This window comes from Carboxylicivirga agarovorans (assembly GCF_050589845.1).
GTDB lineage: Bacteria > Bacteroidota > Bacteroidia > Bacteroidales > Marinilabiliaceae > Carboxylicivirga > Carboxylicivirga agarovorans.
Genome location: NZ_JBNGPA010000033.1, coordinates 1 through 24696 on the forward strand (window position 1 = coordinate 1; position 24696 = coordinate 24696).

Sequence of the window (24696 nt, forward strand, 5' to 3'; positions counted from 1 at the left end):
TATGAGCATATTGAACAATAATAACAGTAAAGAGTAGCTTTTTGTAAGGAGGAGAGCTGATTTACATGATGCATAGATCTATACGTTTATAAAACTTCTTTTCGAACACTAAAAGGCAAAGCGCAGCGACGCCCTGGGGGTGTGTCATGTAAATAAATACCGGTGCAACAGCAATTGTTATTCAACACCACGGTGCTGATGCGCGAAGGCAATTCGACGATTCATCAATTCGACAGTTCATCAATTCGACAACACCAGGCAGACCAATTATGAAACTTTTATTGGCTGATTTTGATCAAATGAACAGAAGTGGTTGCCAAGTGCATCTCCAACTGCTTATTTGCTCTCAGCCTTCATTAGTTTTATATAGTCTTTTTGAAGCTTTATTTGTTCGGCATAACATTCGCTCAGTTGCCTGTTGGTAATCAATAATTCGTGACGTACTTCCTTTAATTCATTCTCTAAGCGCTTGATAAGATCGTCTTTGTGCTTTAGGTCTTCTGATGTTAGGTCATTGTAAGGCTTTAACGGTTCTGCGGTGGTATCCCCACCAGATAATGTCATTTTTCCATCTCCTCTTAGCAGCCAGTTCAAACTAATGTTTTGGTCGCATTTGGAAACTATTAAAGGGATGTCGTAAGAATTTCTGTTAACCCATGATTTGATAGTGTTTTCATTGGTGTCAAGTTTGGCTGATAAGTCCTTGTAGTTTCTGGCATCAAATGCCTTTTTTAGTCTGTCGATTAATCTCTCTTCCATCTGTAATAGTTACGCCATGAAACGAAGGGAGATGCAAAAAGTTACACAAATACTCATTTTGCACCTAAAGGTGGTTGCATGGTTTTAAATTAAAACATATGTTTGTAATGCCTTTATTAGTTACATGTGAATTGTGAATAATTCACAACTCTAAAATTAATTAAAAAATGCAATATATGGCATTAACCAAAATTCATGGAGTATCAAAGGATGATAAGAAACAGTTGACCCGCATGTTTAACTGCGGACCTTCATTGATCAGTATGGCATTGAACGGAAAGCGAAAAAGCGAAAAAGCCATTAAGATCAGACGCGCTGCGCTAACCCGTTTTGGAGGGGTGGAGCTTATTGTTAAACCTAAAGAAGCCACTAATTTGTGAATGGACCAGGCAAGGCGAACATGAGTGTTTGTTGTTGAATAAGAATTACCACGACATGGTATACAGGCATACCACGACTTGGTATGCGTAATTACCACGACATGGTATGCATACATATTAAGATATGGTATGCAGGCATATCAGGCAGAGTGATATTCAATACCTGTGATGAAAGCCCGTCAATGCCTGTATTAAAAGAACAGGTGGGAATCGAAGTAGGTCAATTACTTTTGCGACCTAAAAAGGTGAGTATAGTAGTCAGAGCTGTTACCGAACTTTGATTTTCTCATTCTGTTTAAGCGCCTTAATATCAAAGCTCAAGAAGATGAATTGCTTATTTTTATTTGTCTGATCAATACAAGTGCAATTACCTTATCCATAATTGTTCTGTAATCAGTATAAAAACGAGGCGCAAAGAAACAGAGGTAAACAATTTACTCAACATGTAATACAAACAATAGCAGCTCCATAAGTTTTTAGTGTTTTATATCGTGGAGTCAGGGGGTGGCTTGTTTGGGTTAAGGGCTGCCCCCAATTTGAAATAAAGGCCAACCCGGGTTTATAATGCAAATATAAACCGGTGCAACATCAATTGTTATTCCCTGCGCTTCAACTCCATGCACCGGAATAGGGAATGCAAAGTTGTTAGGCAATTCGACAATTCATCAATTCGACAGTTTCACAATTCAACGATTCCACAATTCATCAATTGTTAATAAACTAAAACAGCAAACTAACAACCGTTCCTTTGCCCTCTTCAGATTGAATTTTAAGCTGTCCGCCATGTAAGCGCATAACCTGTTGTGAAAGGGCCAGGCCTATTCCGCTGCCACCAGTGCGTGTGGTATAAAACGGAACACATACCTTGTCCAGTTCTTCCCTGGGTATGCCTTTGCCGTTATCACTCACCCTGATCTCAAGTTTATGGGCTTGTAGTTGTGCCTTTACGCTAATACGTGCTTCATCTTTATCCAGTGCCTCGATACTGTTTTTTACCAGGTTAATAAGCGATTGCTCCAATAGTTTTTCATCAATAAAATAGTTGAGTTGTTTATCGCAGTCTACTCTCAGGTCAAAGGCATCTCCATTATTTGTATACAGGGCTTGTATGCGCGTCAGCAGATCATAAATATTACAGCTTTTGGTTTGTGCGCTTTTAAGGCCGGCCATACTGCGGTAGCTTTCAACAAAACTGGTTAAACCTTTGCTTCGGGTATGAATGGCATTGAGCCCTTCAATCATTTCAAGGCGCTCATCATCATCAATGGTAACAGGTGTTTCTGAGCTTTGAAAGCGGTTCTTTAATCCGGCCGACAAGATATTGATGGGACTTAAAGAGTTCATGACCTCGTGTGTAAGCACACGAATCAGCTTCTGCCACGATTCCAGCTCTTTCTGCTCTATCTCGCTTCTGATATCCTGGAAAGCCAGCAGGCGCAGTGTTTTATCTTCCTTCTTCATCATTACTGACGTCAATGCAACCTGCAGCATCCGGTTATCCACCATTAATTCGATCAGTTTTTGCTGGTTGGGTTGCAATTGCATCAGTTCATCTGCCAGCCCAGGCTTAAAGGTATTAAGCCTGTCTATCCGGTGAAGGTAATTAATATTCAGCAGGCGAAGTAAGGCATCATTCGTCATCGTCACATTACCATGCTCATTAACCACAATAATGGCCACGCCAATTTTCTTTAAGGCAGTTTCAAAAAACAGGTATTCCTTTTCCTTATCAAGCTTTAGTTGCCTGAAAGCTTTAACAACCTGGTTAAATGATTCAAATAAATCCTGAAAGGAGCCGTCCTGATCGCTGGTATGAAAATGAATAGTGGTATCGCCAAAGCCGAATGATTCAATAAATCGTGCCAGCTCCCGATTGGTTTTTCTGACCCGCCGAATAAGCAGTATAACCTGTACAATATAGGTTACAGCAAGAAGGTACCTGAACACAAAAAACTTTTCGTATGGCCATATCAGTAATACGATAAGTGGTGTTAGAGCTAGCAGGCACGCCTGAATGACAATGCTGACTGAGAAATGCTTATAGCTCATACTTTTTAATTTTATCGTATAAAGTAGAACGGTTAATGCCTAATTTTTTAGCAGCCTTACTCATGTTGCCCTTACAGTTGGAAATGGCCTTTTCGATCAGCAGCCGCTCATGCTCAATCAGGTTAAAACAATCGGCATCGGGTATGTTGCCTGGCTGATTCAAAAGAAATAAGCCCTCGACTTCAATAAGATCTTTGTCCGATAGTATGACCGCTTTTTCAATGGCATGCTCCAGCTCCCTTACATTACCCGGCCAGTTTTGTGACTTTAGTTCTTTAAGGGCCCCGGCCGAAAAGGACATTTGACCTTTGTTATATTTATCGGCCTGCTTATTGAGAAAGAAGGTAGCTAAACCGCCAATATCCTCTTTTCTGTCTCTAAGCGCCGGCAGTTCCATTGAAATGGTATTGATGCGGTATAATAAGTCTTCACGGAAACGCCCTTCGACCACCATTTGCTGTAGTGGCATATTAGTGGCGCATATGAGGCGGATATCCACTTTTATGGGGCGTGAGCCTCCAACCGGCGTTATTTCCCTGTTTTGAAGAGCGGCCAGTAATTTGGCCTGTGCCGCAAGCGACAAATTGCCGATCTCATCTAAAAACAAGGTGCCGCCATCGGCTAGCTCAAATCGTCCTGTTCGGTCTGTCTTTGCATCGGTAAAGGCCCCTTTTTTATGCCCGAATAACTCGCTTTCAAACAAATTCTCATGAATAGCACCCAGGTCAACCGATACAAACATTTCATCTTTACGTTCAGATGACTGGTGGATGGTGCGTGCCATCACCTCTTTACCTGTTCCGTTTTCACCTAATATCAGAACGTTAACATCAGTAGGAGCTACCTTATTGATGAGGTTCATGATCTTCTGCATGGCTTCCGACTGACCTATAAACACATTGTTGTCGGCATTAATACATGCTTTAAGGTGCTCCTGTTTCTTTTTTAAACCACTGATGGCGCGTTTGGATTTTTGTAATTCATACACCGAACGCAGTGTTGACAGTATTTTATTTTCGTCCCATGACTTTTCGATGAAATCGGCGGCACCCTTTTTAATGGCTTTAACAGCCAGCTCAACATCACTGTAGCCCGTAATGAACACAACGGGCATGTCGGCATCAATGTTATGTACCTCCTGCATCCAGTACAATCCTTCGTTGCCATTATTGATGCCGGCCTTGAAGTTCATATCGAGCATAACAATATCAAACGCTTCCTTTTGCAAATGCTCTTTAATGCGATTGGGATTGTGTTCAGTCTTTATCTGCTTGAAATGAGGTTTCAGGTAAAGCTTAAGTGCTAACAACAATTCTTTATTGTCGTCAACAATTAATATGTTTCCGTCTTTAGGCATAATATAGTCTGTTGGGTTTGTTCAGGACTACAAAATACTTCTTTATTGTTGGAAATCCATACATGAGTGTTGGAATATCCGACACAAGTGAAAAAGGTATGAATTGTAAGTTGCAGATAATCAGTTAGTATTAATTTAGGCACGGCTTTGGCACAGTAGCCATTGAAAGACTAAAACTATGGATAGACAAATACAAAAAAAGCCCTGGTGGAAGAAAAATATAAAATGGTTGATAGCAGCATTTATCTTTATTGCATGGTGTATTTATTTTATAGCTTTTGCCGATCACCGCAGTCAGGTTAAAATGGATAGTGAGCGCCTGACCATTTCAACTGTGATGCAGAATGATTTCCAGGATTATATCAGTGTGACCGCAACTGTTGAACCCATTAAAACCATATATCTTGATGCCATTGAAGGTGGTCGTGTAGAACGTATTCTGCTGGAAGAAGGCAGCATGGTACAAAAGGGAGATCCGATTGCCGAACTGAGTAATACCAATCTTATACTGGAGATATCAAACAACGAAGCCAACGTGGCGCGTGCCATCAACGAATTGAGAACCGCACGCCTGCAAATGGAAATGAATGCCATGGAGCTTCAAAATCAGATCGTTCAGCTCGAAGGAGATTTATTTATTCAGAAACGTAAATACGATAATTCGTGCGCCTTTTTCAAAGAAGGCCTTATCTCTGAAGATGAGTATTTAAAAGATAAAACCAGTTACGAAGCCTCGTACCGTCAGATGAACTTGTTGAAAGAGAGCTTTAAACGTGATTCTATTTATCGCGGTATACAGATTGAAACCCTTGAAAGTTCAGCTGATCGCATGGAAGAAAATCAGGGTATTATACGTCAACGTTTAGATAACTTAACCATCAAGGCACCTGTTAAGGGGCAGCTGGCTTCTTTAAACCTTGAAGAGGGGCAGGTGATCAACTACGGAACCCGTATCGGTAAAGTAAATATATTGGAGCGTTTCAAGCTAAAGGCCGAGGTAGATGAGCACTATATTTCGCGGGTTAAAAAAGGCTTGAAAGCAAGCTGTAAATTCCCTGCCGGACAAATTGATGCCGTCGTAAGCAAGATATATGCCGAGGTCGTTGATGGCCGTTTTACAGTTGATCTGGAGTTTGATAATGCTAATAACCAACAGTTGCGAATTGGGCAAACCAGCCATGTGAAGCTTGAACTGGGTAACTCCAACCAGGCGGTGTTGTTGTCGCGTGGCAGTTTCTTCCAAAGTACAGGCGGTCAGTGGGTGTTTGTACTTAATGAAGACCGCACAGCAGCTTACAAGCGCGAAGTAACCATTGGTCGTCAAAACCCTAAATACTTTGAAGTACTGGAGGGCTTGAATCCGGGCGAAGAAGTGATAACTTCGGGATACGAAATCTTTGGTGATAATGAAGTGGTGGTGCTTAACTAATGTGACGTTAAGACCGTGTTGACGCATGGCTATCGGAGCATAAGCCTGTTAAGAAACAGAATAATCAAAAACTAAGTGCCTGGCACTAATAACTAATTCATATGTTACGAACTAATAACCTTAAGAAAGTCTTCAGAACAGAAGAGGTAGAGACTACCGCATTAAACAATGTTAATATTCATGTGCAAAAAGGAGAGTTTGTTGCCATTATGGGACCTTCGGGCTGCGGCAAATCAACCCTGTTAAACATCATCGGTTTACTGGATAACCCAAGCGATGGTGAACTGTATTTCGACGGACAGGAGATCGCTTCATTCAAAGAACGTCAGCGCACCAATCTGCGAAAAGGTAATATTGGCTTTGTATTCCAGAGTTTTAACCTGATCGATGAGTTAAATGTATTTGAGAATATTGAAATGCCATTGGTGTATTTGAAGATGTCGGCCAGGGAACGTAAAGAGCGTGTTCAAAAAGTGATGGAACGCATGCAGATCGCACACCGTGCCAAGCACTTCCCTCAGCAGTTGTCAGGTGGTCAGCAGCAGCGTGTTGCCTTTGCCCGTGCCGTGGTAGCTAATCCTAAGTTGATATTGGCCGATGAGCCGACCGGTAACCTTGATTCAAAGAATGGTGCCGAAGTAATGAACCTGCTTCGTCAGTTAAATGAGGATGGAACCACCATTGTTATGGTAACGCACTCGGCCGAGCATGCTGAATATGCACACCGCGTCATAAACTTGTTTGATGGTCATGTGGTAACCGAAAAGATCTATAAAGAGTCGCCGGTTGGAGAGATCATCTAACACACTATTTAACCTAACCAAACCTGGTTTACAGGATACAAACGATCAATAAGAGGGGAAAGCCTCAATATCTGGCATGCCCCGGCGGCAATAAAAACAAACTAAGGCCCAAGTCTTTCGTCTCATGCCTTTTGTCTAATCCTGTAAACAACGAAGCATAATCACTTTCTATGAAGAGTCTGAGACTATTTATACGACATTTTCTTGTTACGGGCCTGATAGCTTTATTGATAACGGTTTTTACAGTAACAGTCCAGGCATACAGGGCAGCCAGCCAAAACCCGGTTAAAGCACTTCGATACGAATAATAGACACCATTAACTAAAAAACAACATTAAGATGTATTCATTAAAACTGGCATTTCGCAGCTTCTTCAAAAAAGGACAATATACCTTGCCTCGTATCATTTCACTGGCTGCAGGTCTGGCATTTGGAATTCTATTGTTAGCCGAGGTCTTTTACTTCCATAGCTACGATAGTTTTTATCCGGATGCCGACAGGGTTTATGCCATTCATTCCAGTTTTAAATCTGATAAGTCACAATCTGATTTTGAGGATTACCCAAGTGTTAGCGGTGCTATTGCACCCGGTATGAAAGCTGAAGTGCCGGGAGTGGAAGCTGCCACTCGTCTTAACCCAATAGGCAATCATGTTTTTTATAACTCAGATAAGCAACGGTTCACTGCAAGAGTTATGTTGGCCGATGAGCATTGGGCTGAGGTTATTCCCCGACCCATGATCAGAGGTAATTCAGTTGAAATATTGCAAACCAACCTGAACTGTATGGTGTCAAGCACTATAGCAGATGCCATGGGAGGCAATGTGGTAGGTGAAGTGATTGAGCTAAAAAAATATCCCGGAAAAGAGTTAACGATAAAAGGTGTTTTTGAAGCGCTGCCTGAAAATACCAATTTCAATTACGACATCTTGGTTTCAATGGTATCCATCACAGAATTCTATTCATGGGATGGTTCTGTAAACTGGTTAGGAAACGACCGTTACAAGGCATTTGTAAAATTGACACCAGGTGTTGATACCAAAAGTTTGGGGCCGGCTGTGAGGAAAATGCAGGAAAAGCACCAGGATATTGTCAAGTTGGAGATGGATCAGGGTGGTGAGTTTCTTAGATATACCTTTCAGCCGATCAAAGAGATTTATTCCAACAATGTGAAAGATAAGATCATTGTACTGCTAACCATTGCTTTTGCAGTGCTTCTTGTATCCTTGTTGAATTATGTCCTGTTGAGTTTAAGTTCATTGATTAACAGGTCAAAAACATCGGCCATCCATAAAACATGTGGTGCGCAGGGCGGCGATGTTAAAGGGCTTATTTTCTCAGAAAGCCTGCTGTTTTTTATAGCTTCCATATTACTGGCAGCTATCATCATCTGGAGTGTAAAGCCCTATGCTGAAGTATACCTGGGACATCAGTTAATGGCTGTATTTACTCCTTATGTGGTCTTGCCCGTTTTGGCAGTCTTGATTCTGTTGGTGGTCCTTACCAGTTATTTTCCGGCACGCTTCTTTGCATCTATACCCGTATCCTCAGCACTCAGACAGTATAAACAAGGTAAGAACAAATGGAAGCTGGCGCTTTTATCGGTACAGTTTATAGTGGCATCTTTTATTGTAACAGTATTGGTAGTCGTTACGCTTCAATACGATGCGATGGTCAACGCCAACCACGGATACCAGTCCAAAGGTATATATTACTGTTCGACTTCAGGAATGGAAGGAAGTAAACTACCAATGGTCATCGACGAGCTTCGTAAGCTGCCTGAAGTTGAAAAAGTAGGCATGGGTGACAGGGTTCCTGTACATGGTGCTTCCGGTAATAATGTGATGTCGCCCGATCGGAAGCGGGATTATTTTAATGTTGCTGACTTTTATTCCATTGATGAAAATTACCTGTCAATACTCAATATTCCTGTTACACAAGGCAATGCTTTTAGTGCCAAAACAGCCGCTGAGGGCGATGTTCTTATCAGCAAAAAGGGAGCTGACATGTTACGCCTTAACACCCAATGGCAAAATGGTGTGACAGGTGAGTTTATAAGAATCAGTGAACATGGCGAATCGACAATTCAAGGTATCTTTCCTGATTTTGTAATTGGTTCAATCGCCAATCCCGATGAAAGGCCATCGGTCTTTTTCTATACACCAGAAGAACGTTTTAAAAAGCTGATGATTGATGACCCGTCTGAAACATTTGTTATTGTCCTTAAGGTGCGTGATGGCATGGAGCGAGGTATCATGGCAAAGTTAAAAACGGTATTTGATATAGCCATGCCACAAAATGACGCTGAAGTGACGAGTCTGGAGACTGAGCAGGTGATGGCCTACTCAGAAGCCAGGGGTTTTAGAAATGCCATGATGGCCGGCAATATGATAGTTCTGTTGATTACCATTATCGGTTTGCTGGGCTATACCACCAACGAAGCCACACGTCGTCAAAAAGAACTGGCCATTCGTCGCATTAACGGGGCCACCTTATCAAACATCATTCAGGTGTTTGTTTTAGACCTGCAGTTTATCGTTGTGCCCGCAGTGGCAATCGGTCTGTTGGGGGCCTGGTATACTGTTCAGATCTGGATGCATAATTTCAGTGAGAAGGTTCCGCTGCACTGGAGCTTGTTTGCGATTTGCAGCCTGGGTATTCTCATCGTGGCGTCGGCTATTGCAGTATATAACTATGTGAGGATTGCTAACCAAAACCCGGTAAAAGCACTGCGATACGAATAGAAGCACCCCAAACCATAATAAGCTGTCATGATCTATTACAAACAAATATTCAAATCGATTCTTAAGTATAAGACCCATACCGGACTTACGCTTCTTAGTCTCCTGGTCTCATTCTCAGGAATTATCATACTCGCTCTTTACATATCCCATGAGTGGAGTTTCGATGATTTTCATGACAACAAAGATCAGCTCTACCGCCTGGAGACAGTGATGTATGCCAATAACCTGCCGGCCCAGCTGGCCGACTTTGTTGAGAAAGATATTCCGGAGGTAGAAGATTTGACAGTATTTTGTTTTGATGGACATGATGCTGTGACAACCCCAAGTTTAAATGAACAGAATATTTGTATTTCAAGTACACTTATCACAGCTCAAAATTCACTGTTCCACTTATTTTCTTTCCCCTTGAAAGAAGGGAATATTAATACTGTGCTGACTGAGCCCAATACAGTAGTTTTGAGTGAATCGATGGCCTATAAGTTATACGGCGACCGTAATCCGCTTGGTGAAACATTGCTATACGAGAAAAGGCCGTTTAGGGTAGAGGCGGTGATGTACGACATCCCTGAAAACTCTTCTTTTAAAGCTGATTGTCTTTTCTCATTTGCCACCATCATACAGGATAAGAGCAAAGGTGTTGATTCATGGGAAGATTGGTCTTTTAACATTTTTCTTAAAACATCGGCAAGAAGCCATTACCAGGAAATTGCAAGGAAGATTGATACATCGGATAAACTGCCTGAGATATTTGGCGGGCTTAAAGAACAGTATCCTGGGCAAACATTTTTTAAACTGACACCCTTAGCTGATATTCATTACCAGCAAGGCAACCTGAGTAGTAATTATGTGACGATCAATCCCATTATCATCGATATACTGCTGTTTCTGATCGTAATACTGGCCATAATGGGCATTGTCAATTTTATTAATTTCTCCACTGCACAGGCACCTCTTCGCGCTAAAGCTCTTTCCATATCACAGGTGATGGGTGCCAGTCGAATCAACTCCATGCAACAACTAATATTGGAGTCCATCGTGGTATCGCTTATCGCCATGGTCATCTCCTTTGTTTTTTACAATGGTATTTACCGCTTCCTGGAATCCTTTTTCGGCATAGATGGCCTGTCACTGGAAGGACGCCCGCGCTTTTTATTGGGCTTTGGATTATTCGCCATACTGTATGGCATTATAGCAGGCTTGTACCCATCCATTTATATCACTTCGTCACCTGTCTTTCAGTCTGTGAAAGGTAATGCCTACTTCAGGGGCAAAGGAAGGGGTATTCGTAACAGCCTGGTCACTCTGCAGTTTGTATTTACCATTGTTTTAATCGTGTCGGCTTTTACAGTTGAAAAACAGCTTAACTACTGGCGCAATTATGACCTGGGCATTAATAAAGAGCATGTTGTATACCTGCATACCAATGATGAATTGAAAGAACATCACCAGGCCTTTGTTGATGAACTTCTTATGACAGATATGCTTGATGAATACGCCTACACTCAGTTTGCACCGGGACAGGTTGGCATGGGTTGGGGACGCGAAGTAGATGGCCAGTTCATACAGTTTATGGTATGGCCGGTTGATAATAATTTCATTGATTTCTTTGATATAGAAATAGCCGAAGGGCGTTCTTTCTCCGAGAACAATAAAACTGACATCAATAATTTTATTCTTAATCAAAAGGCCGTTGAGATTTTTAAATGGGACAATCCATTAGAGCGTAATATTGAAGGATTCGATAAGGCCGGTCAGGTTGTCGGTGTAGCAAATGATATTAATTTCTCATCGTTAAAGGATGAAATGCAGCCAATGGTATTCTGGCGAACAGAAGAGCGCAAGGACGTACTTCTATTGCGCCTGAAGCCCGGTAATTACACACAGGCCATTCAAGGTATCAGACAAATTGCTCTGCAGTTTGATCCCCAATACCTGGGTGAAGTCAAGTTTTTGGAAGAAGAACTGCAGCGCCAGTATCAGAAAGAAGAAAAGACGGCTCGCTTTATTGAGTTTATTGCAATATGGTGCGTGCTGCTGGCCATAGCAGGTATTCTCGGTTTAATGATCTTTGTGGCCCGCGATCGCGTCAAAGAAATAGGAATACGAAAAGTAAACGGTGCCAAGGTTCTCGAGATTCTGGCATTGCTCAATGTCGATTTTATTAAATGGGTGCTTATTGCATTTGTAATTGCTTGTCCGCTGGCCTGGCTGGCCATGGATAGGTGGCTCGAGAACTTCGCTTACAAAACAGGTATAAGCTGGTGGATATTTGCTTTAGCAGGTATTGTGGCCCTGGCCATTGCCCTGATCACCGTTAGCTGGCAAAGCTGGAAAGCTGCTAACAGAAATCCTGTTGAAGCGCTTCGTTATGAATAAAGATACTAACATTCTATACCTCTAACTGGAAAACTATGAATTACTTCAAATCTATTCTTACCGGTTTACGCTCAACAGGGCGGACCACTGCTTTTAACCTGGTTGGATTAAGTATTTCTTTCGCGGTATTTATGCTATTGGCAGTATACCTGTTTAACGAATATACTTATGATAGCTACAATAAAAGAGCTGATCAATTATACCTGCTTGAAAGCCATGAGATAAGCCGTGACTTACAACACCCGTTTTTGCCCAATCCAATAGGTGATTTACTTGAGAGCAACATTCCTGAGATTCAAAGTCATTGTACATTAAAATCCTGGGGAGGAACTTATTCAATAAAAGATTATCCGGACAAGACTTACGGGCTCAACCTGTATACGGCTGATTCAACCTTCACTGAATTGTTTACGCTTAATATCGTTAAGGGAAACCGGTCACCATTTCAGCAAAAGAACACAATCGTATTGTCAGAATCCTGTGCCGAAAAAATATTTGGTGAAGCTGATCCGATAGGACAGGTATTAATGCGGGGATTTAAAGAGCCTGCTACTGTTACAGCGGTATATGAAGATCTGCCGGTCAATAACTCATTGCATAATTTGGATGGGATATGCAGTTTTATTGATTACAACTGGGTAAATGACTGGAGTGAATGGAGCTTTTTTACCTATTTATACCTGCCACCAAATGTTGATAAAGCGGTTGTTGAGAAAAAGATTAGCGAAATAAAAGAGATTAAGGAGAAGTCGTTTGATAGTAACGGCAATTTAATACGCACATTGCATCTCACTGCCATGCCCGATGTACGTTTTAACAGTATGATCGGCAGGGGTAATGAAAAGTTAGCGCAAACACTATTGGTTGTTGCTTTTCTACTGATTATTATGGCTTTTGTAAACTTCCTGAATTTTTCAATAGCCAGCTTACCTAAAAAGGTAAAAGCCATTAGTCTGCGTAAAATCAGTGGTGCCAGTAACCATGAAATCTTTTTGCAGGGCTTTGCAGATACTGCCTTATTGATATCCATCGCATATGTCGTAGGTATTGGTATCGCATTAACCATTTTAAAGATCTATCCTGATGTATATGGGTATGCTATCGTTTTAAGTGATTACAAGTTGGTACTGTTCCTGTCCTATTTGTTACTATTATTGATTGGTGCTGTTGTTACATTTTTTCCTACCCGATTATTACTGGTAATTGAACCGGCACTGGGTCTTAAAAGTATTGTACCTTTTTCGGTCAAATCAGGGAAGTCAAGGCATATACTGCCCGTACTTCAATATGTGGTTGCAGCTGTATTAATAGCTGGTGTCGTGTTGATTAATAAGCAAATAGACTATGTGAAAAACTATGACCTGGGATTTGATAAAGAAAATATCCTGGTCGTATCAACCACCGGTAATATCAGGAAGCAGGAACAGGCTTTTGTCAATGAATTGCTGAAAAGTCCGAATATCACCGATTATGCTTTCTCGCAATTCGTACCTGGCGGTGTAGGTATGGGTTGGGGACGCGAAGTAGATGGCAAAGATGTTAACTTCAAATCATGGCCTGTTGACGAACGATACATGGATTTTATGGACTTTGAGATCATTGAGGGAAGACCCTTTTCAAGCAATATCAAAGCAGACGAGAATAAGTTCATATTTAATGAAGCCGCAGTGAAAACCTTTGGATGGGAAGGTGAAGTTATAGGAAAGCAAATTCCGGGCATGGGTTTTCAGGGAGAGATAGTGGGTGTGGTAAAAGACATGAAATATGCCTCTTTGTACGATGAGGTTGAACCCATGTGTTTCTGGCTGACGACCGAGCGACATAATAAGATCAGCTTAAGGATTTCAGGAGAAAATGTATCACAAACCATAAAACATGTCAAGCAGGTCTATAGCAGTTTTGAAACGAATTATCCCATTGATTACGCATTTCTGGATAAAGATCTGGATATGCAATATAAGCAGTCTGAAAAGCAAGCCGAGCTAATATCTTTCGCATGCATCGTTGCCATAATTATAGCTGCCATAGGTACGCTTGGTATGGTCATCTTTTCGTGCGAATACCGCATTAAAGAAGTTGGCATACGAAAAACAAACGGCGCCTCTGTGGTTGAAATAGTACAATTGATAAACAGATCTTTTGTAATACAAACAATTATTGCCCTGGTTATTGCATGTCCTGTAGCCTGGTATGTCATGCAACAATGGCTCGAAGGTTTTGCCTACAAAACAGAAGTCAGCTGGTGGATTTTTGCCTTAACTGCTATTGTAACACTTTCAATTACACTAATGACAGTCAGCTGGCAAAGCTGGCGGGCAGCCCGCCGAAATCCTGTTGAGGCGCTTAGATACGAATAAACAAACAGCAAACATTACCCGGACAGAGATGAATCACTTTACAAATTTTACACTGGTTATTCGCAGCTTGTTAAAAAACAAGGTTGTGAGTGTTTTAAATATAGCAGGATTGACGATTGGCTTATCACTAAGCTTGTTCATCTTTATTTTTGTGATCAACCAAAAAAGTATTGACCAGTTCTTTCCGCAGGTTGAAGATATTTATTGCGTGACCATTAACGGATCAACCTATTTGTCACAAAGCAAAATAAACCTTGTTAAGGATGAAATACCTGATCTGGAAAAACTCACCTATGTAAGTGAAGATTGGTCACCACAAATTTTTCTTAAGACTAATGAGCAGTCCTGGCATATTGAAAAGATGTTGACGGCCGACTCATGTTTTTTTCGTGTCTTTGGATTCGAGACGCTGTACGGGGATCCTTCAAAGGCCTTTGGTGGAAAGAACAAACTGGTTATCACTCGCTCGCTGTCTGAAAAAATATTTGGCGATGAAAACCCCGTAGGTCAGTCGGTGACTTACAATGCTACTTATTTACAGGGAGAGTTGCTGGAGATTGTTGGTGTAATAGAGAATTTACCCAATAACTCAGCGTGGGATTTTGAAGCTGTTTTATCCTTTGAAACCAACTATCATATCGATTGGTATGTCAATAATATGAAAAGCTGGGGTACGAATAACTACAAGGCTTTTGTCAGGTTGGAAAGCATTAATGAACAACAGGCATTGACTCAGTTAAGCAACATATCCCTGGATAAGGTGCCTGAGGGCTATAAAGAGGACTTTAAGCTTTCACTTTTTAAGTATGAGGATGTGTATTTCGATTTGCACGAACTGTCTTTTTTAAAGCATGGAAACCGATTAACAGTAACCATTATAGGAGTGCTGGGTTTTCTTGTTTTGTTGCTGGCCTGCATCAACTATATTAATATGGTGACAGCCCAGCGGGAGAAAAGGTTCCGGAACATGGGCATTGTTAAAATATTAGGGGCCGGATACCAAAAGATCATTCAGATGGTGACCATTGAATCACTGATACAGGTAGCTGTTGCATTTATTTTAACATTATTGATTGTTATTCAGTTGCTTCCTGTTTTTAACCAGCTTACATCTCTTAATTATTCAATAGTGGATGTATTCAGTTTCAAACACATTGCATTAATGCTGGGCGTTGCTATTGTTATGGTAATGGTAACGGGCATTTTACCCGGCGTTCTTTTCGGTTTAAAAGTGCCATTGTCACTGATAAAAAAAACAAATAAGCGCAACGACAAACAGTATTTACGAAACGGTCTGTTGATATTTCAGTTTACGGTAACCATAGCACTTATTGCCTCCATAATAATGATAAATAAGCAAACGCGTTATATGCAGCAGCAGAACCTGGGCTTTGATAAGGAATGTGTTATTTATGCCAACACCAATGCTGCTATCTATGACAGGATTGATGCTTTTAAAGATGCTTTGAATCAAATACCTGGAGTTGCAGAATTTACAGTCGCTGAAAACGTCATTGTGGACAATGGTGAGAATTGGGGCAGAGATATATTAATTAAAGGAAAGCGGGAAGACATTCATTTCTCAAAGCTATCGGTAGCGCCCAACTTCTTTGATTTCTTCAATATTAATCTGCTCGAAGGCAGAACATTTAATGAGAACTCCAGGAAAAATCAGGAATTCATATTTAATAAAGCTGCAACCCTTGAATTTGGCATAGATGACATTCGTGAGGCACAAATGGCCTGTGCCAAACCTGAACAAGGTCAGGTAGTTGGTGTTATTGAAAATTACAATTTTGAATCGCTCCATGTGCCGATTCGCTCTGCAGCCTATATGTGCTCTGACGATTGTGATGAGGTAATTTACATGAAACTCATTAACTCAAAGGATGAGACCGTTAAACAGACTATGTTAGCCATTGATAAAGCCTGGAATGAAGTTTCACCAGATTTTCCCTTTGAATATCACTTTTTAGATGTTAGATGGGAGGAGTATTATCATAAAGACAAACAGTTTCAGACCATTATATCCTTCACAACTTTTATCTCTATTTTCTTGTCATGCCTTGGTTTAATTGGTTTGACCTTCTTTGTTATAGAATCGCGTATTAAAGAGATAGGCGTTCGGAAAGTAAATGGTGCCAATGTTTCAGAGATATTAACACTGCTCAATAAAGATTTTGTTCGCCTGGTTATTGTGGCCTTTATCATAGCCTGTCCAATAGCATGGTTGACCATGCACCAGTGGTTGAATAATTTTGCCTATAAAGCGGATTTAAGCTGGTGGGTTTTTGCCCTGGCTGGAATATCAGCGATGGCCATTGCCCTGATCACTGTCAGCTGGCAAAGCTGGCGGGCGGCCCGCCGAAATCCTGTTGAGGCCCTGAGGTATGAATAATAAAGCCTGCAGGCACCCGACTATGATTGCAGTGTGAGTGACACAAACCGTGCTGAAGAGATGATATTATTGAACCACTATTGAAAGATTGTTATCATGACCAACATAAGAGAAATAATAAACCGAATCAGAAAACGCCCGATGATCTTTATCGTTAATTCAGTAGGTATGAGCTTGTCTATGGCAATTCTGTTGCTGATCAGCACTCATATATACAGTGAATTAAGCTTTGATGATTTCCAGACCAATGCCCATCGAATCGTGCGTATTCACCATGGCTTCGGAGCGATAACCCCACCGGCATACGGACCGTTTTTCAGTGATGAAAGCGCTGATGTTGACACCTATCTACGAACACTTAAGTTTGATGCCCAGTTAAATTCCGTTGATGAAAAAGGAAACTACAACATGTTTAAGACGGATGTGTTTTTCGTTGATTCAACGTGGAATCGCTTTTTTGAACTAAAAACAATATTGGGTAATGCCGAAACCTGTTTAGAGCAACCCAATAGTATTGTTTTAAACGCATCGACAGCGCAACGCATCTTCGGGGATAGAAATCCTGTTGGAGAAATATTAACTGGTGAAAACATAGAACTGGAAGTAACAGCTGTTATAGAGGACTATCCATACGAGTCAGTATTTGAGTTTGATGTACTGGTCAATGTGAAAGTGCTTGAACAACTGTGGGGTTGGAAGGGTATGTTTAACAACTTTGGAAGCAATAACTTTGAAACCTATCTGTTGCTACAGGAAGATGCCGATAACCAGTCACTGGCAGCCCACCTGGATGAGCGCATTCGCAAACGTCTGTCGAGCATATATCCGGAAGAAGACTTTTCCAACTATGCACACATTGAGCTATTGCCATTCAAAGATGCGCATTTCAATATAACTCAATATAGTAACCTTAAAACTGCCAATAAGAAAAAGATAACCATTTATGCTTTGCTCGCCTTATTTATCCTGCTTATTACGATTGTCAACTATATTAATATTGCAACGGTAAGGTCATTTGAATTTGCCAAATCAATGGCAGTTAAGAAATCCTTTGGCGCAAAGCGTTTTGCATTGGGATTAGAAATCATCAGTGAAGCCATTATCACGGTGTTTGTATCCATGGTCTTTGGTTTTCTTATCGCACAATTCCTGGCATCCTACTTTTCACAAGTGATAGCCAAACCGGTGTCAATTGATTTTTCAATTACTACATTGTTGTTGATTTTTATTGGTATACCTGTTCTTGTTGGGGTGATCAGTGGCTTTTACCCTGCAGTTATTTTATCGCGTATCAATGCCCTTCCTCAAAAGAATAAAACCTCAAAAATGGCTTTAAGGGTAAGGCAGTCCTTAACATTATTGCAGTTTAGCGGAACGCTTATGGTCACCATCGCCATACTTGTTATTCATCTTCAGAATAAGCACATACTCACCTATGATACCGGCTTGCAAAAAGACAATATTATTAAAATCAGTGGCAATAACCAGGCCTTAAAAAAGCTCGACGTTTTTAAAGATAAGCTATCCGAAATTGAGGGATTTGAAAGTGTTTGCTTCTCCAAAAACAACCCTGTTAAGGTGGGTGAGTTTTCTACCATGCGCTTCAAGGGAGAAGATGAGAATGTATTTTTCAAGGTGCTTTATGCATCGCCTGAATTATTTGAAACCTTTGAGATTCAAATGAAGGAGGGGCGCGTGTTTAAACAGGAGGAAACAGCGGGCGTTTGTATCATCAACGAAACAGCAGCTTCGAAAATCAACAATAACATCCCTCTTGAAAGCTATATTGAATCCACTAATGATATAAAAATTATCGGTGTTCTTAAGGATTTTAATATCTCTTCTTTACATGATGAGATTCTTCCTTTGATTGTGTATCCGGTACGCAGCAGCTGGGGCGATTACTATATACAACTGGATGAGAACCACTCCGATAAAACCATTGCTGCTGTTGAGCAGGTTTTTAATGAGGTATTTCCCGATAAACTATTCGAGTACTCCTATATCGATGATATATACAATAACATGTATAAGCAGGAAATTGAATTTCAGAGCCTGATGCCAATTCTTAGCCTGTTTGCCATTATCATATCATGTTTAGGCCTTTTTATATTGACAGTTTTTGCTGTTCAGAAAAGAACAAAAGAAATAGCGATCAGAAAAGTGAATGGAGCAAAAAGTATTCGCCTGGTTATTAATATGAACCGAAGTACCTTTAAACTGATTGTTGCAGCTTTTGTCATAGCGGTGCCGGTCGCCTGGTATGCAATGAACAGGTGGCTTGATGGCTTTGCTTATAAGATCACACTTGATTGGTGGATATTTGCCCTTGCCGGTGTTTTTACTTTAAGCATCGCACTTTTAACCGTCAGCTGGCAGAGTTGGAAAGCTGCCACCAGGAATCCTGTTGAGGCGCTAAGGTATGAGTAAGATGCCTTACTAATATTGTTGGAAATCAAGACACGAGTGTTGGAAATTCCAACATGTCATAAGCGGCTGTTTGTATGTATGTGACAGTAATATAGAGAGATAAGTTTTTGGCATGTAGTTAGTGTCATTATAAGAGAGTCAATCGCTGTAAAAATAAACAGGGAAGCCTCACAGATAGAACAAACGACCCAATACCTATGAAGAAATTACATCAAACCATCAGAAACATATTAGCACTCAAGCATATTGCCTTATTTAATGTTATCGGGCTCACCATTGGCATGAGTAGCTTTATTCTGATCTCAATATGGACCTATACGCATTTTTCCTACGACAAGAATTTTGAACACCATGATGAGGTGTATTTGATTGAGTGGGTGGATAATGAGTCTCAGGAGTCTGATTTGGTGGTTCCTTTCCAACTGGCGGGTTATATCAGGGATAAATATCCCGAGGTGGAGTCGGTTGTAACCTATCAATACTGGCCTGACAAAACGAAAATAAAAGCCGGGGAGAATATTCTGTTTGAAGAGATTAATACAACGGAAAGAGGAATTCTGAATATTCTGGATTTCAACTTTATAGCATCTAAACCCGGGTTGTTTGAGACAGGTAATGATATCATTATCTGCGAAACAATAGCCAATAAATTGTTTGGCACTGTCGACTGTATTGGTAACAATATTGTGGTGGCAGATTCGGTGAACGCAGTCGTAGGAGCTGTGTATAAGGATTTTCCATCCAATTCTAGCTTTAAGCCAACATCACTTTGTTTATTTGAACTCAGCGAAGAGCTATTCAAGCCTTGTAACAGATGGGATAACTTTTGTTATTATTCCTTAGCCAGGATCAAGCCCCAAACGCCTGTTCATGCTCTCGAAGAAAAGCTCAATGTGGTATTTGAAGAAGATCATCAGTTTGATATGACCTTGTCTTTTTATCCGCTTAACAAATTGCATTTAGATCATCCTGGAGAACCGTCTCTCAAGGGGCATGTATTATTGGTGTTTTTAAGCGGAATACTGGTTTTGATGGTGTCGTGTTTAAACTTTGTTAATTTGTTGGTTGCCAGCCTTGGCCGTCGTCAAAAACAAATGGCTGTAAAAGGCTTTTTAGGTGCCACCCGTTTTAACTATATCATGGATTGCTGGTTGGAGATCGCGGTTTATGCCTTCATCGCGATGTGCTTATCTGTTTTGATCAGCATACAGATATTACCCATTATTTCAAGGTCTTTTCAATTGAATCCCCTGGAATTATTTGGTACAGGCTGGTTCGTAGCCATGCATGTTGTCATAGCTTTCGTAATCGCCCTTATCGTCTCGGTTTACCCGAGTTTTTACTATGGAGTGAAGGCCAGGCAAAAGCTGATCAGCAATGTAAATATGAAATCAAGCCGGCCAACAATAGGTAAAGCATTCGTGATTTTTCAATTTGGTATAGCCATTGTCATTTGTATTGCAGCCTACGTCATGCAACGACAGTTGAGTTATACAACTACCAGTGATAAAGGTTATAATCCGCAGGGTGTAATTGTTGCAGAATGCTGGGATTATCCCTTACAGGAAAATAAAGCCGCTATTAGTGAATACCTTAGATCCAATCCACACATCAAGTCCTTTAGTTTTACCAATGGTAGTTTCGACGGCCTGGGTAGTCGAACCACGAGTTTTAATAAGGTAGATGCTCCCGAAGGTGAAAAGGAAATATACAAGGTGATGTATAAAGGTGATGAAAAGATGTTTGAGACCATGGAGGTTAAATTATTAGCCGGCCGGGCATTCATGCCTGAAAAATTTAATGAGTCAAACAGTGTTATTATCAATGAGACCTTTGCCAGGCAGTTGGGAGGTATTGACAGTGCAATGGATATACGTCTTAAGAATTTTAAAGAATACACTATCATAGGCGTGTGCAGTGACTTTCTGTTTGAGGATTTTTATACTGAAGTGGAGCCCCTGGTGATCCGTTACAATACGACCAGCACCTATCATTTGCTAATAAAAACTGATCCTGCTAATGTATTCAATGTACAGGCAGGTGTAAGTAATTTTCTAAAAGCGCAGGCAGATGGTCCATTTACGATTAAGCCTATGAACCTATTGGTGTCAGAGATGTATGAAAAGGAGGCAAGTCAGCAGTTATTAATTTCAGTTTTTGGCTTGTTAACGATACTGGTTAGTTGCTTGGGATTGTTAGGCTTAACCTTTTTCATTATCGATACTAAAACTAAAGAGATTGGCATTAGAAAAGTCAACGGCGCCAAGGTGTCAGAGATACTAGCCATGCTCAATAAAGATTTTGTGAAATGGGTTGCCATTGCATTTGTTATCGCCTGTCCGGTTGCCTGGTATGCTATGGATAGGTGGCTGGAGAATTTTGTCTATAAAACAGAGCTTAGCTGGTGGATATTCGCCCTGGCGGGATTGGCGGCCATGGGTATTGCCTTATTAACCGTGAGCTGGCAAAGCTGGCGTGCAGCCAGACGGAATCCGGTTGAAGCCCTGCGTTATGAATAATAGTTGAAGATTTAAACCTGTAAATTATGTTTTACCATTACCTGTTAATCGCCTGGCGAAACCTCAAACGAAAAAAGACACTGTCTTTTATTCAGGTCTTGTGTCTTGCTATTGGTTTGGCGGCTTTCTTTCTGGTAGCCCGGTATGTGCAGTATGAAAAGAACTTTGATAAATTCAATACCAATTACAAGACTATATACAGGGCGCAGGCCTACAAGCTCAATGACCGTGTGGATGACTGGAGCCAGATACCTGTTCCGGTAGCAAATTACCTGGAAACAAATGTGCCCGAGGTTGAAAAAGCACTGGTATATCGTGAAATATGGTTTGAGTTTTTGTCTCCCGATAACAAGTTGGTTTTTAAAGAGCACAATGGATGCTGGGCACCGTCTGATATTTTTGATATGTTTAGCTTTCCTCTCGTACAAGGGGATAAAAAAACATCGCTGGACGCACCCAATTCGATCGTGTTGAGTCAGTCAATGGCGGAGAGGTATTTTCCCGGTGAAAATGCCATGGGAAAAACGATCTATGATGGTCAGAAAAATGAATTGCTGGTAACCGGCATCATGCAGGATATACCGGAGCAATCTCATATGCAACTTGACTATTTTCGATCCAATGCCACGATCTTAAAGAACTATGACGATAATTGGTACAATTATTCGTTTAAGGTATATGTGCAGGTAAAACCCAATGTTGATAATTCCTATATATCACAAAAGATTAAAGATGTTCTTATTAAGCACGATCCGAATGAGGGGCGTGTTCTCTATTTGAATCCGCTCAGTACACTTCATTTAAAAGAAAATCCACGTGATGACAGGGGGGTGGTTATCTACCTGTTCTCAGTCATGGGCTTAATGATCTTACTTCTGGCATGTGTTAGTTTTATGAACCTGACAACTGCTTTTTCGTCATTGCGACAGGTGGAAATAGGAGTGAGGAAAAGCATAGGAAGCAGTAAACGAAATATTGTTATCCAGTTTTTAAGTGAAAGTGTGGCTATCTCGCTTGTTGCTTTTGTGTTGGCGGTATTTATCGCCTATCTGTTGTCGCCGGTTTTTAATTCCATGGTGGAACGTCATATCGACCTGAATCTGTTTGCCGATTATCGTTTTACCTTGTTCTTATTGGGAGTTGTTCTGCTGACTGGACTTATATCAGGTGCTTATCCTGCATTTGTGGTTTCTAACTTCAGACCGGTTGTGGTGTTAAAGCGCATCAATGTTGTCAAAAAGAATAAGATAAATGGCTTACAGGCAATGGTCTACTTTCAGTTTCTCTTATCAGTAATATTAATCACTGTCAGTCTTTGGGGCTATCGTCAGGTCAGGTTTCTGACCAATAAAGACCTGGGCTTTGAAAAACAACACCTCTTGCATTGCTCCATGCCTCAACAAAATAGTTCAGTTTCGTACCTTGCCTTAAGAGATGAAATATTATCGTATCCGGGCATCATGAATATGACAACATCCATCAACTCACCCTTGCATTCCAACTGGGGCACCCAGGTGATACCACAGGGGTGGTCAAATGAGAATTCAGTCTTTGCACGATGGAATGCGGCCTGTTCCAACTACTTAAATACAATGGGTATGACCTTGGTTGAGGGACGGAATTTATCTGATGAGCTCACCAATGATAAGCAGGCATGTCTCATTAACGAAACGGCAGCACGTGCCTTTGGCTGGGATGACCCTATCGGAAAAAAGCTTGAGCGTGAAGGTGACTATACTGTTGTTGGTGTAATCAAAGACTTTAATATTGAGGATGTTCATAATCCAATTATTCCTTATTTGCTATTTTTAAAAGACCCTGATCTGTCACAAGCCGGCGATCTGACGTTTAAGGTGCATCCTGAGAGTATGGCAGGTAGTCTGGCACATATCAATAAGGTAATGAATAAGCATTTTAAAGATGTGTTGTTTGAGGTCAGCCCCTACGATACAAATCTAAAGCGACTGGAGCTGAAGATATGGAACAGTGCCAAGAAAACAATTTTGTTTTTTACTGTCATGGCTGTTGTAATCGCAGCAATGGGATTATTCGGACTGATATATTATGCTGCCCAAAGACGGATCAAAGAAATTGGGGTCAGAAAGGTGCAGGGCGCTAAAGTCTGGCAAATATTACCTTTGATAACCAAAAGGTACCTGGTCATGGCTGTACTGGCGAATATCATAGTTTATCCCTTGGCCGATTTTCTGCAACGCTCAATGCCTGGTCAGTACAAATACGCTTTTACCATTGCCGATGTGGCATTGATATTACTGATGTCCGTTTTTATCACGCTCATATCCAGTGGCTATCAGGCTTATAAAGCCTCGGTATTGAATCCTGTCGATGCATTGCGATACGAATAAAACATATGCTATTAATTATCTAACATCTTAAACTATAGTTCCATGATCACACTGAACAACATTTTTAAATATTTCAACCACAAATCACAAAGATCCTACGTTCTTAAGGATGTAAATATCACCATTGAAGAAGGTGATTTTGTAAGTATAATGGGACCATCAGGAGCGGGTAAGTCCACACTGCTTAATATCATTGGTTTACTCGATGAAGCCAATGAAGGAGAATATCATTTCTTTGACGAAGAGATGACGACTTTAAAAGAGAAGAAGCGTGTTGAATACCATCGCAACTATATTGGTTTTATTTTCCAGGCCTATCATCTGATCGATGAGATGACCGTTGCAGAAAACATAGAAACGTCATTGGTCTATAAAGGTATTAAGCGAAAAGAACGCCAGGCAATTGTGGCCGATCTGTTGGACCGCTTCAATATGGTGGGTAAAAAAGACCTGTTTCCGGCCCAGTTATCAGGTGGTCAACAGCAGTTGGTGGGCATTGCCCGGGCCATAGCAGCCAAACCCAGGCTTTTATTGGCCGATGAGCCAACCGGTAATCTTCATTCAGAGCAGGGACGCATGATCATGGATATACTGAAAGAACTGAATAAAGAAGGAACAACCATTGTGCAGGTCACCCACAACGAGGAATTTGCCCAATATGGTAAACGCGTCATCCGCTTAAAAGACGGACGTGTTGTGAAAGAACCTGTTGAAGCTACCGTACAATAGAC

The 24696-nt window shown here is 40.9% G+C and carries 15 protein-coding genes; 12 read left to right on the plus strand and 3 right to left on the minus strand.

The features are described 5' to 3' along the window. Positions 1–336: 336 nt before the first annotated feature. The gene (locus ACRD69_RS20865) at positions 337–759 is read right to left on the minus strand and encodes a helix-turn-helix domain-containing protein (protein ID WP_430817085.1); all 423 of its coding nucleotides are present in this window, start codon (positions 757–759) and stop codon (positions 337–339) included. A 176-nt stretch (positions 760–935) separates the two neighbouring features. On the opposite strand from ACRD69_RS20865, the gene ACRD69_RS20870 reads away from it, so the two are divergent. Continuing rightward, positions 936–1139 carry a hypothetical protein gene (locus tag ACRD69_RS20870; RefSeq protein WP_430817086.1) on the plus strand — a complete coding sequence of 68 codons (204 nt, stop codon included), beginning with the start codon at positions 936–938 and terminating at the stop codon, positions 1137–1139. A gap of 83 nt (positions 1140–1222) precedes the next feature. Further along, positions 1223–1420: a hypothetical protein gene (locus ACRD69_RS20875; protein WP_430817087.1), complete on the plus strand. Its 198-nt coding sequence runs from the start codon at positions 1223–1225 to the stop codon at positions 1418–1420. 439 nt (positions 1421–1859) lie between these two features. Here ACRD69_RS20875 and ACRD69_RS20880 read toward each other — a convergent pair whose 3' ends face one another. Together ACRD69_RS20880 and ACRD69_RS20885 are read right to left on the minus strand one after the other, a co-directional pair. Continuing rightward, positions 1860–3188 (minus strand): sensor histidine kinase, encoded by a 1329-nt coding sequence (locus tag ACRD69_RS20880; RefSeq protein WP_430817088.1) that lies wholly within the window; start codon positions 3186–3188, stop codon positions 1860–1862. After that, complete coding sequence (locus tag ACRD69_RS20885) at positions 3178–4545, minus strand: sigma-54-dependent transcriptional regulator (RefSeq protein ID WP_430817089.1); 1368 nt, start codon at positions 4543–4545, stop codon at positions 3178–3180. Before ACRD69_RS20885 ends, ACRD69_RS20880 begins: the two co-directional genes overlap by 11 nt. A 178-nt stretch (positions 4546–4723) precedes the next feature. Here ACRD69_RS20885 and ACRD69_RS20890 point away from each other — a divergent pair, with 178 nt between their 5' ends. The 10 genes from ACRD69_RS20890 to ACRD69_RS20935 all read left to right on the plus strand — a co-directional run bounded on the left by ACRD69_RS20890 (position 4724) and on the right by ACRD69_RS20935 (position 24694). Then, entirely contained in the window at positions 4724–5974 is a 1251-nt protein-coding gene (locus tag ACRD69_RS20890; RefSeq protein ID WP_430817090.1) for an efflux RND transporter periplasmic adaptor subunit, read from the plus strand. A gap of 101 nt (positions 5975–6075) precedes the next feature. Further along, the gene (locus ACRD69_RS20895) at positions 6076–6777 is read left to right on the plus strand and encodes an ABC transporter ATP-binding protein (protein ID WP_430817091.1); all 702 of its coding nucleotides are present in this window, start codon (positions 6076–6078) and stop codon (positions 6775–6777) included. A gap of 339 nt (positions 6778–7116) precedes the next feature. Next, positions 7117–9519, plus strand: a complete 2403-nt coding sequence (locus ACRD69_RS20900) for an ABC transporter permease (RefSeq protein ID WP_430817092.1) — start codon at positions 7117–7119, stop codon at positions 9517–9519. Between the two features lie 27 nt (positions 9520–9546). Next, complete coding sequence (locus ACRD69_RS20905; protein ID WP_430817093.1) at positions 9547–11895, plus strand: ABC transporter permease; 2349 nt, start codon at positions 9547–9549, stop codon at positions 11893–11895. 35 nt (positions 11896–11930) lie between these two features. Beyond that, positions 11931–14252, plus strand: a complete 2322-nt coding sequence (locus tag ACRD69_RS20910) for an ABC transporter permease (protein ID WP_430817094.1) — start codon at positions 11931–11933, stop codon at positions 14250–14252. A 28-nt stretch (positions 14253–14280) separates the two neighbouring features. After that, complete coding sequence (locus ACRD69_RS20915; RefSeq protein WP_430817095.1) at positions 14281–16650, plus strand: ABC transporter permease; 2370 nt, start codon at positions 14281–14283, stop codon at positions 16648–16650. A 96-nt stretch (positions 16651–16746) separates the two neighbouring features. Further along, a complete protein-coding gene (locus ACRD69_RS20920; RefSeq protein ID WP_430817096.1) occupies positions 16747–19080 on the plus strand; it encodes an ABC transporter permease in 2334 nt (777 codons plus the stop codon). 197 nt (positions 19081–19277) lie between these two features. Continuing rightward, the gene (locus ACRD69_RS20925; protein ID WP_430817097.1) at positions 19278–21599 is read left to right on the plus strand and encodes an ABC transporter permease; all 2322 of its coding nucleotides are present in this window, start codon (positions 19278–19280) and stop codon (positions 21597–21599) included. A 26-nt stretch (positions 21600–21625) separates the two neighbouring features. After that, positions 21626–23965, plus strand: a complete 2340-nt coding sequence (locus ACRD69_RS20930) for an ABC transporter permease (RefSeq protein WP_430817098.1) — start codon at positions 21626–21628, stop codon at positions 23963–23965. Between the two features lie 42 nt (positions 23966–24007). Next, positions 24008–24694, plus strand: a complete 687-nt coding sequence (locus ACRD69_RS20935; protein WP_430817099.1) for an ABC transporter ATP-binding protein — start codon at positions 24008–24010, stop codon at positions 24692–24694. Positions 24695–24696: the final 2 nt, after the last annotated feature.

Coding starts and splice junctions, on each gene's coding strand:
- ACRD69_RS20900 (WP_430817092.1), top strand. CDS start 7,117: ATGTATTCATTAAAACTGGCATTTCGCAGCTTCTTCAAAAAAGGACAA.
- ACRD69_RS20870 (WP_430817086.1), top strand. CDS start 936: ATGGCATTAACCAAAATTCATGGAGTATCAAAGGATGATAAGAAACAG.
- ACRD69_RS20880 (WP_430817088.1), bottom strand. CDS start 3,188: ATGAGCTATAAGCATTTCTCAGTCAGCATTGTCATTCAGGCGTGCCTG.
- ACRD69_RS20910 (WP_430817094.1), top strand. CDS start 11,931: ATGAATTACTTCAAATCTATTCTTACCGGTTTACGCTCAACAGGGCGG.
- ACRD69_RS20885 (WP_430817089.1), bottom strand. CDS start 4,545: ATGCCTAAAGACGGAAACATATTAATTGTTGACGACAATAAAGAATTG.
- ACRD69_RS20895 (WP_430817091.1), top strand. CDS start 6,076: ATGTTACGAACTAATAACCTTAAGAAAGTCTTCAGAACAGAAGAGGTA.
- ACRD69_RS20875 (WP_430817087.1), top strand. CDS start 1,223: ATGCGTAATTACCACGACATGGTATGCATACATATTAAGATATGGTAT.
- ACRD69_RS20930 (WP_430817098.1), top strand. CDS start 21,626: ATGTTTTACCATTACCTGTTAATCGCCTGGCGAAACCTCAAACGAAAA.
- ACRD69_RS20905 (WP_430817093.1), top strand. CDS start 9,547: ATGATCTATTACAAACAAATATTCAAATCGATTCTTAAGTATAAGACC.
- ACRD69_RS20925 (WP_430817097.1), top strand. CDS start 19,278: ATGAAGAAATTACATCAAACCATCAGAAACATATTAGCACTCAAGCAT.
- ACRD69_RS20865 (WP_430817085.1), bottom strand. CDS start 759: ATGGAAGAGAGATTAATCGACAGACTAAAAAAGGCATTTGATGCCAGA.
- ACRD69_RS20915 (WP_430817095.1), top strand. CDS start 14,281: ATGAATCACTTTACAAATTTTACACTGGTTATTCGCAGCTTGTTAAAA.
- ACRD69_RS20935 (WP_430817099.1), top strand. CDS start 24,008: ATGATCACACTGAACAACATTTTTAAATATTTCAACCACAAATCACAA.
- ACRD69_RS20920 (WP_430817096.1), top strand. CDS start 16,747: ATGACCAACATAAGAGAAATAATAAACCGAATCAGAAAACGCCCGATG.
- ACRD69_RS20890 (WP_430817090.1), top strand. CDS start 4,724: ATGGATAGACAAATACAAAAAAAGCCCTGGTGGAAGAAAAATATAAAA.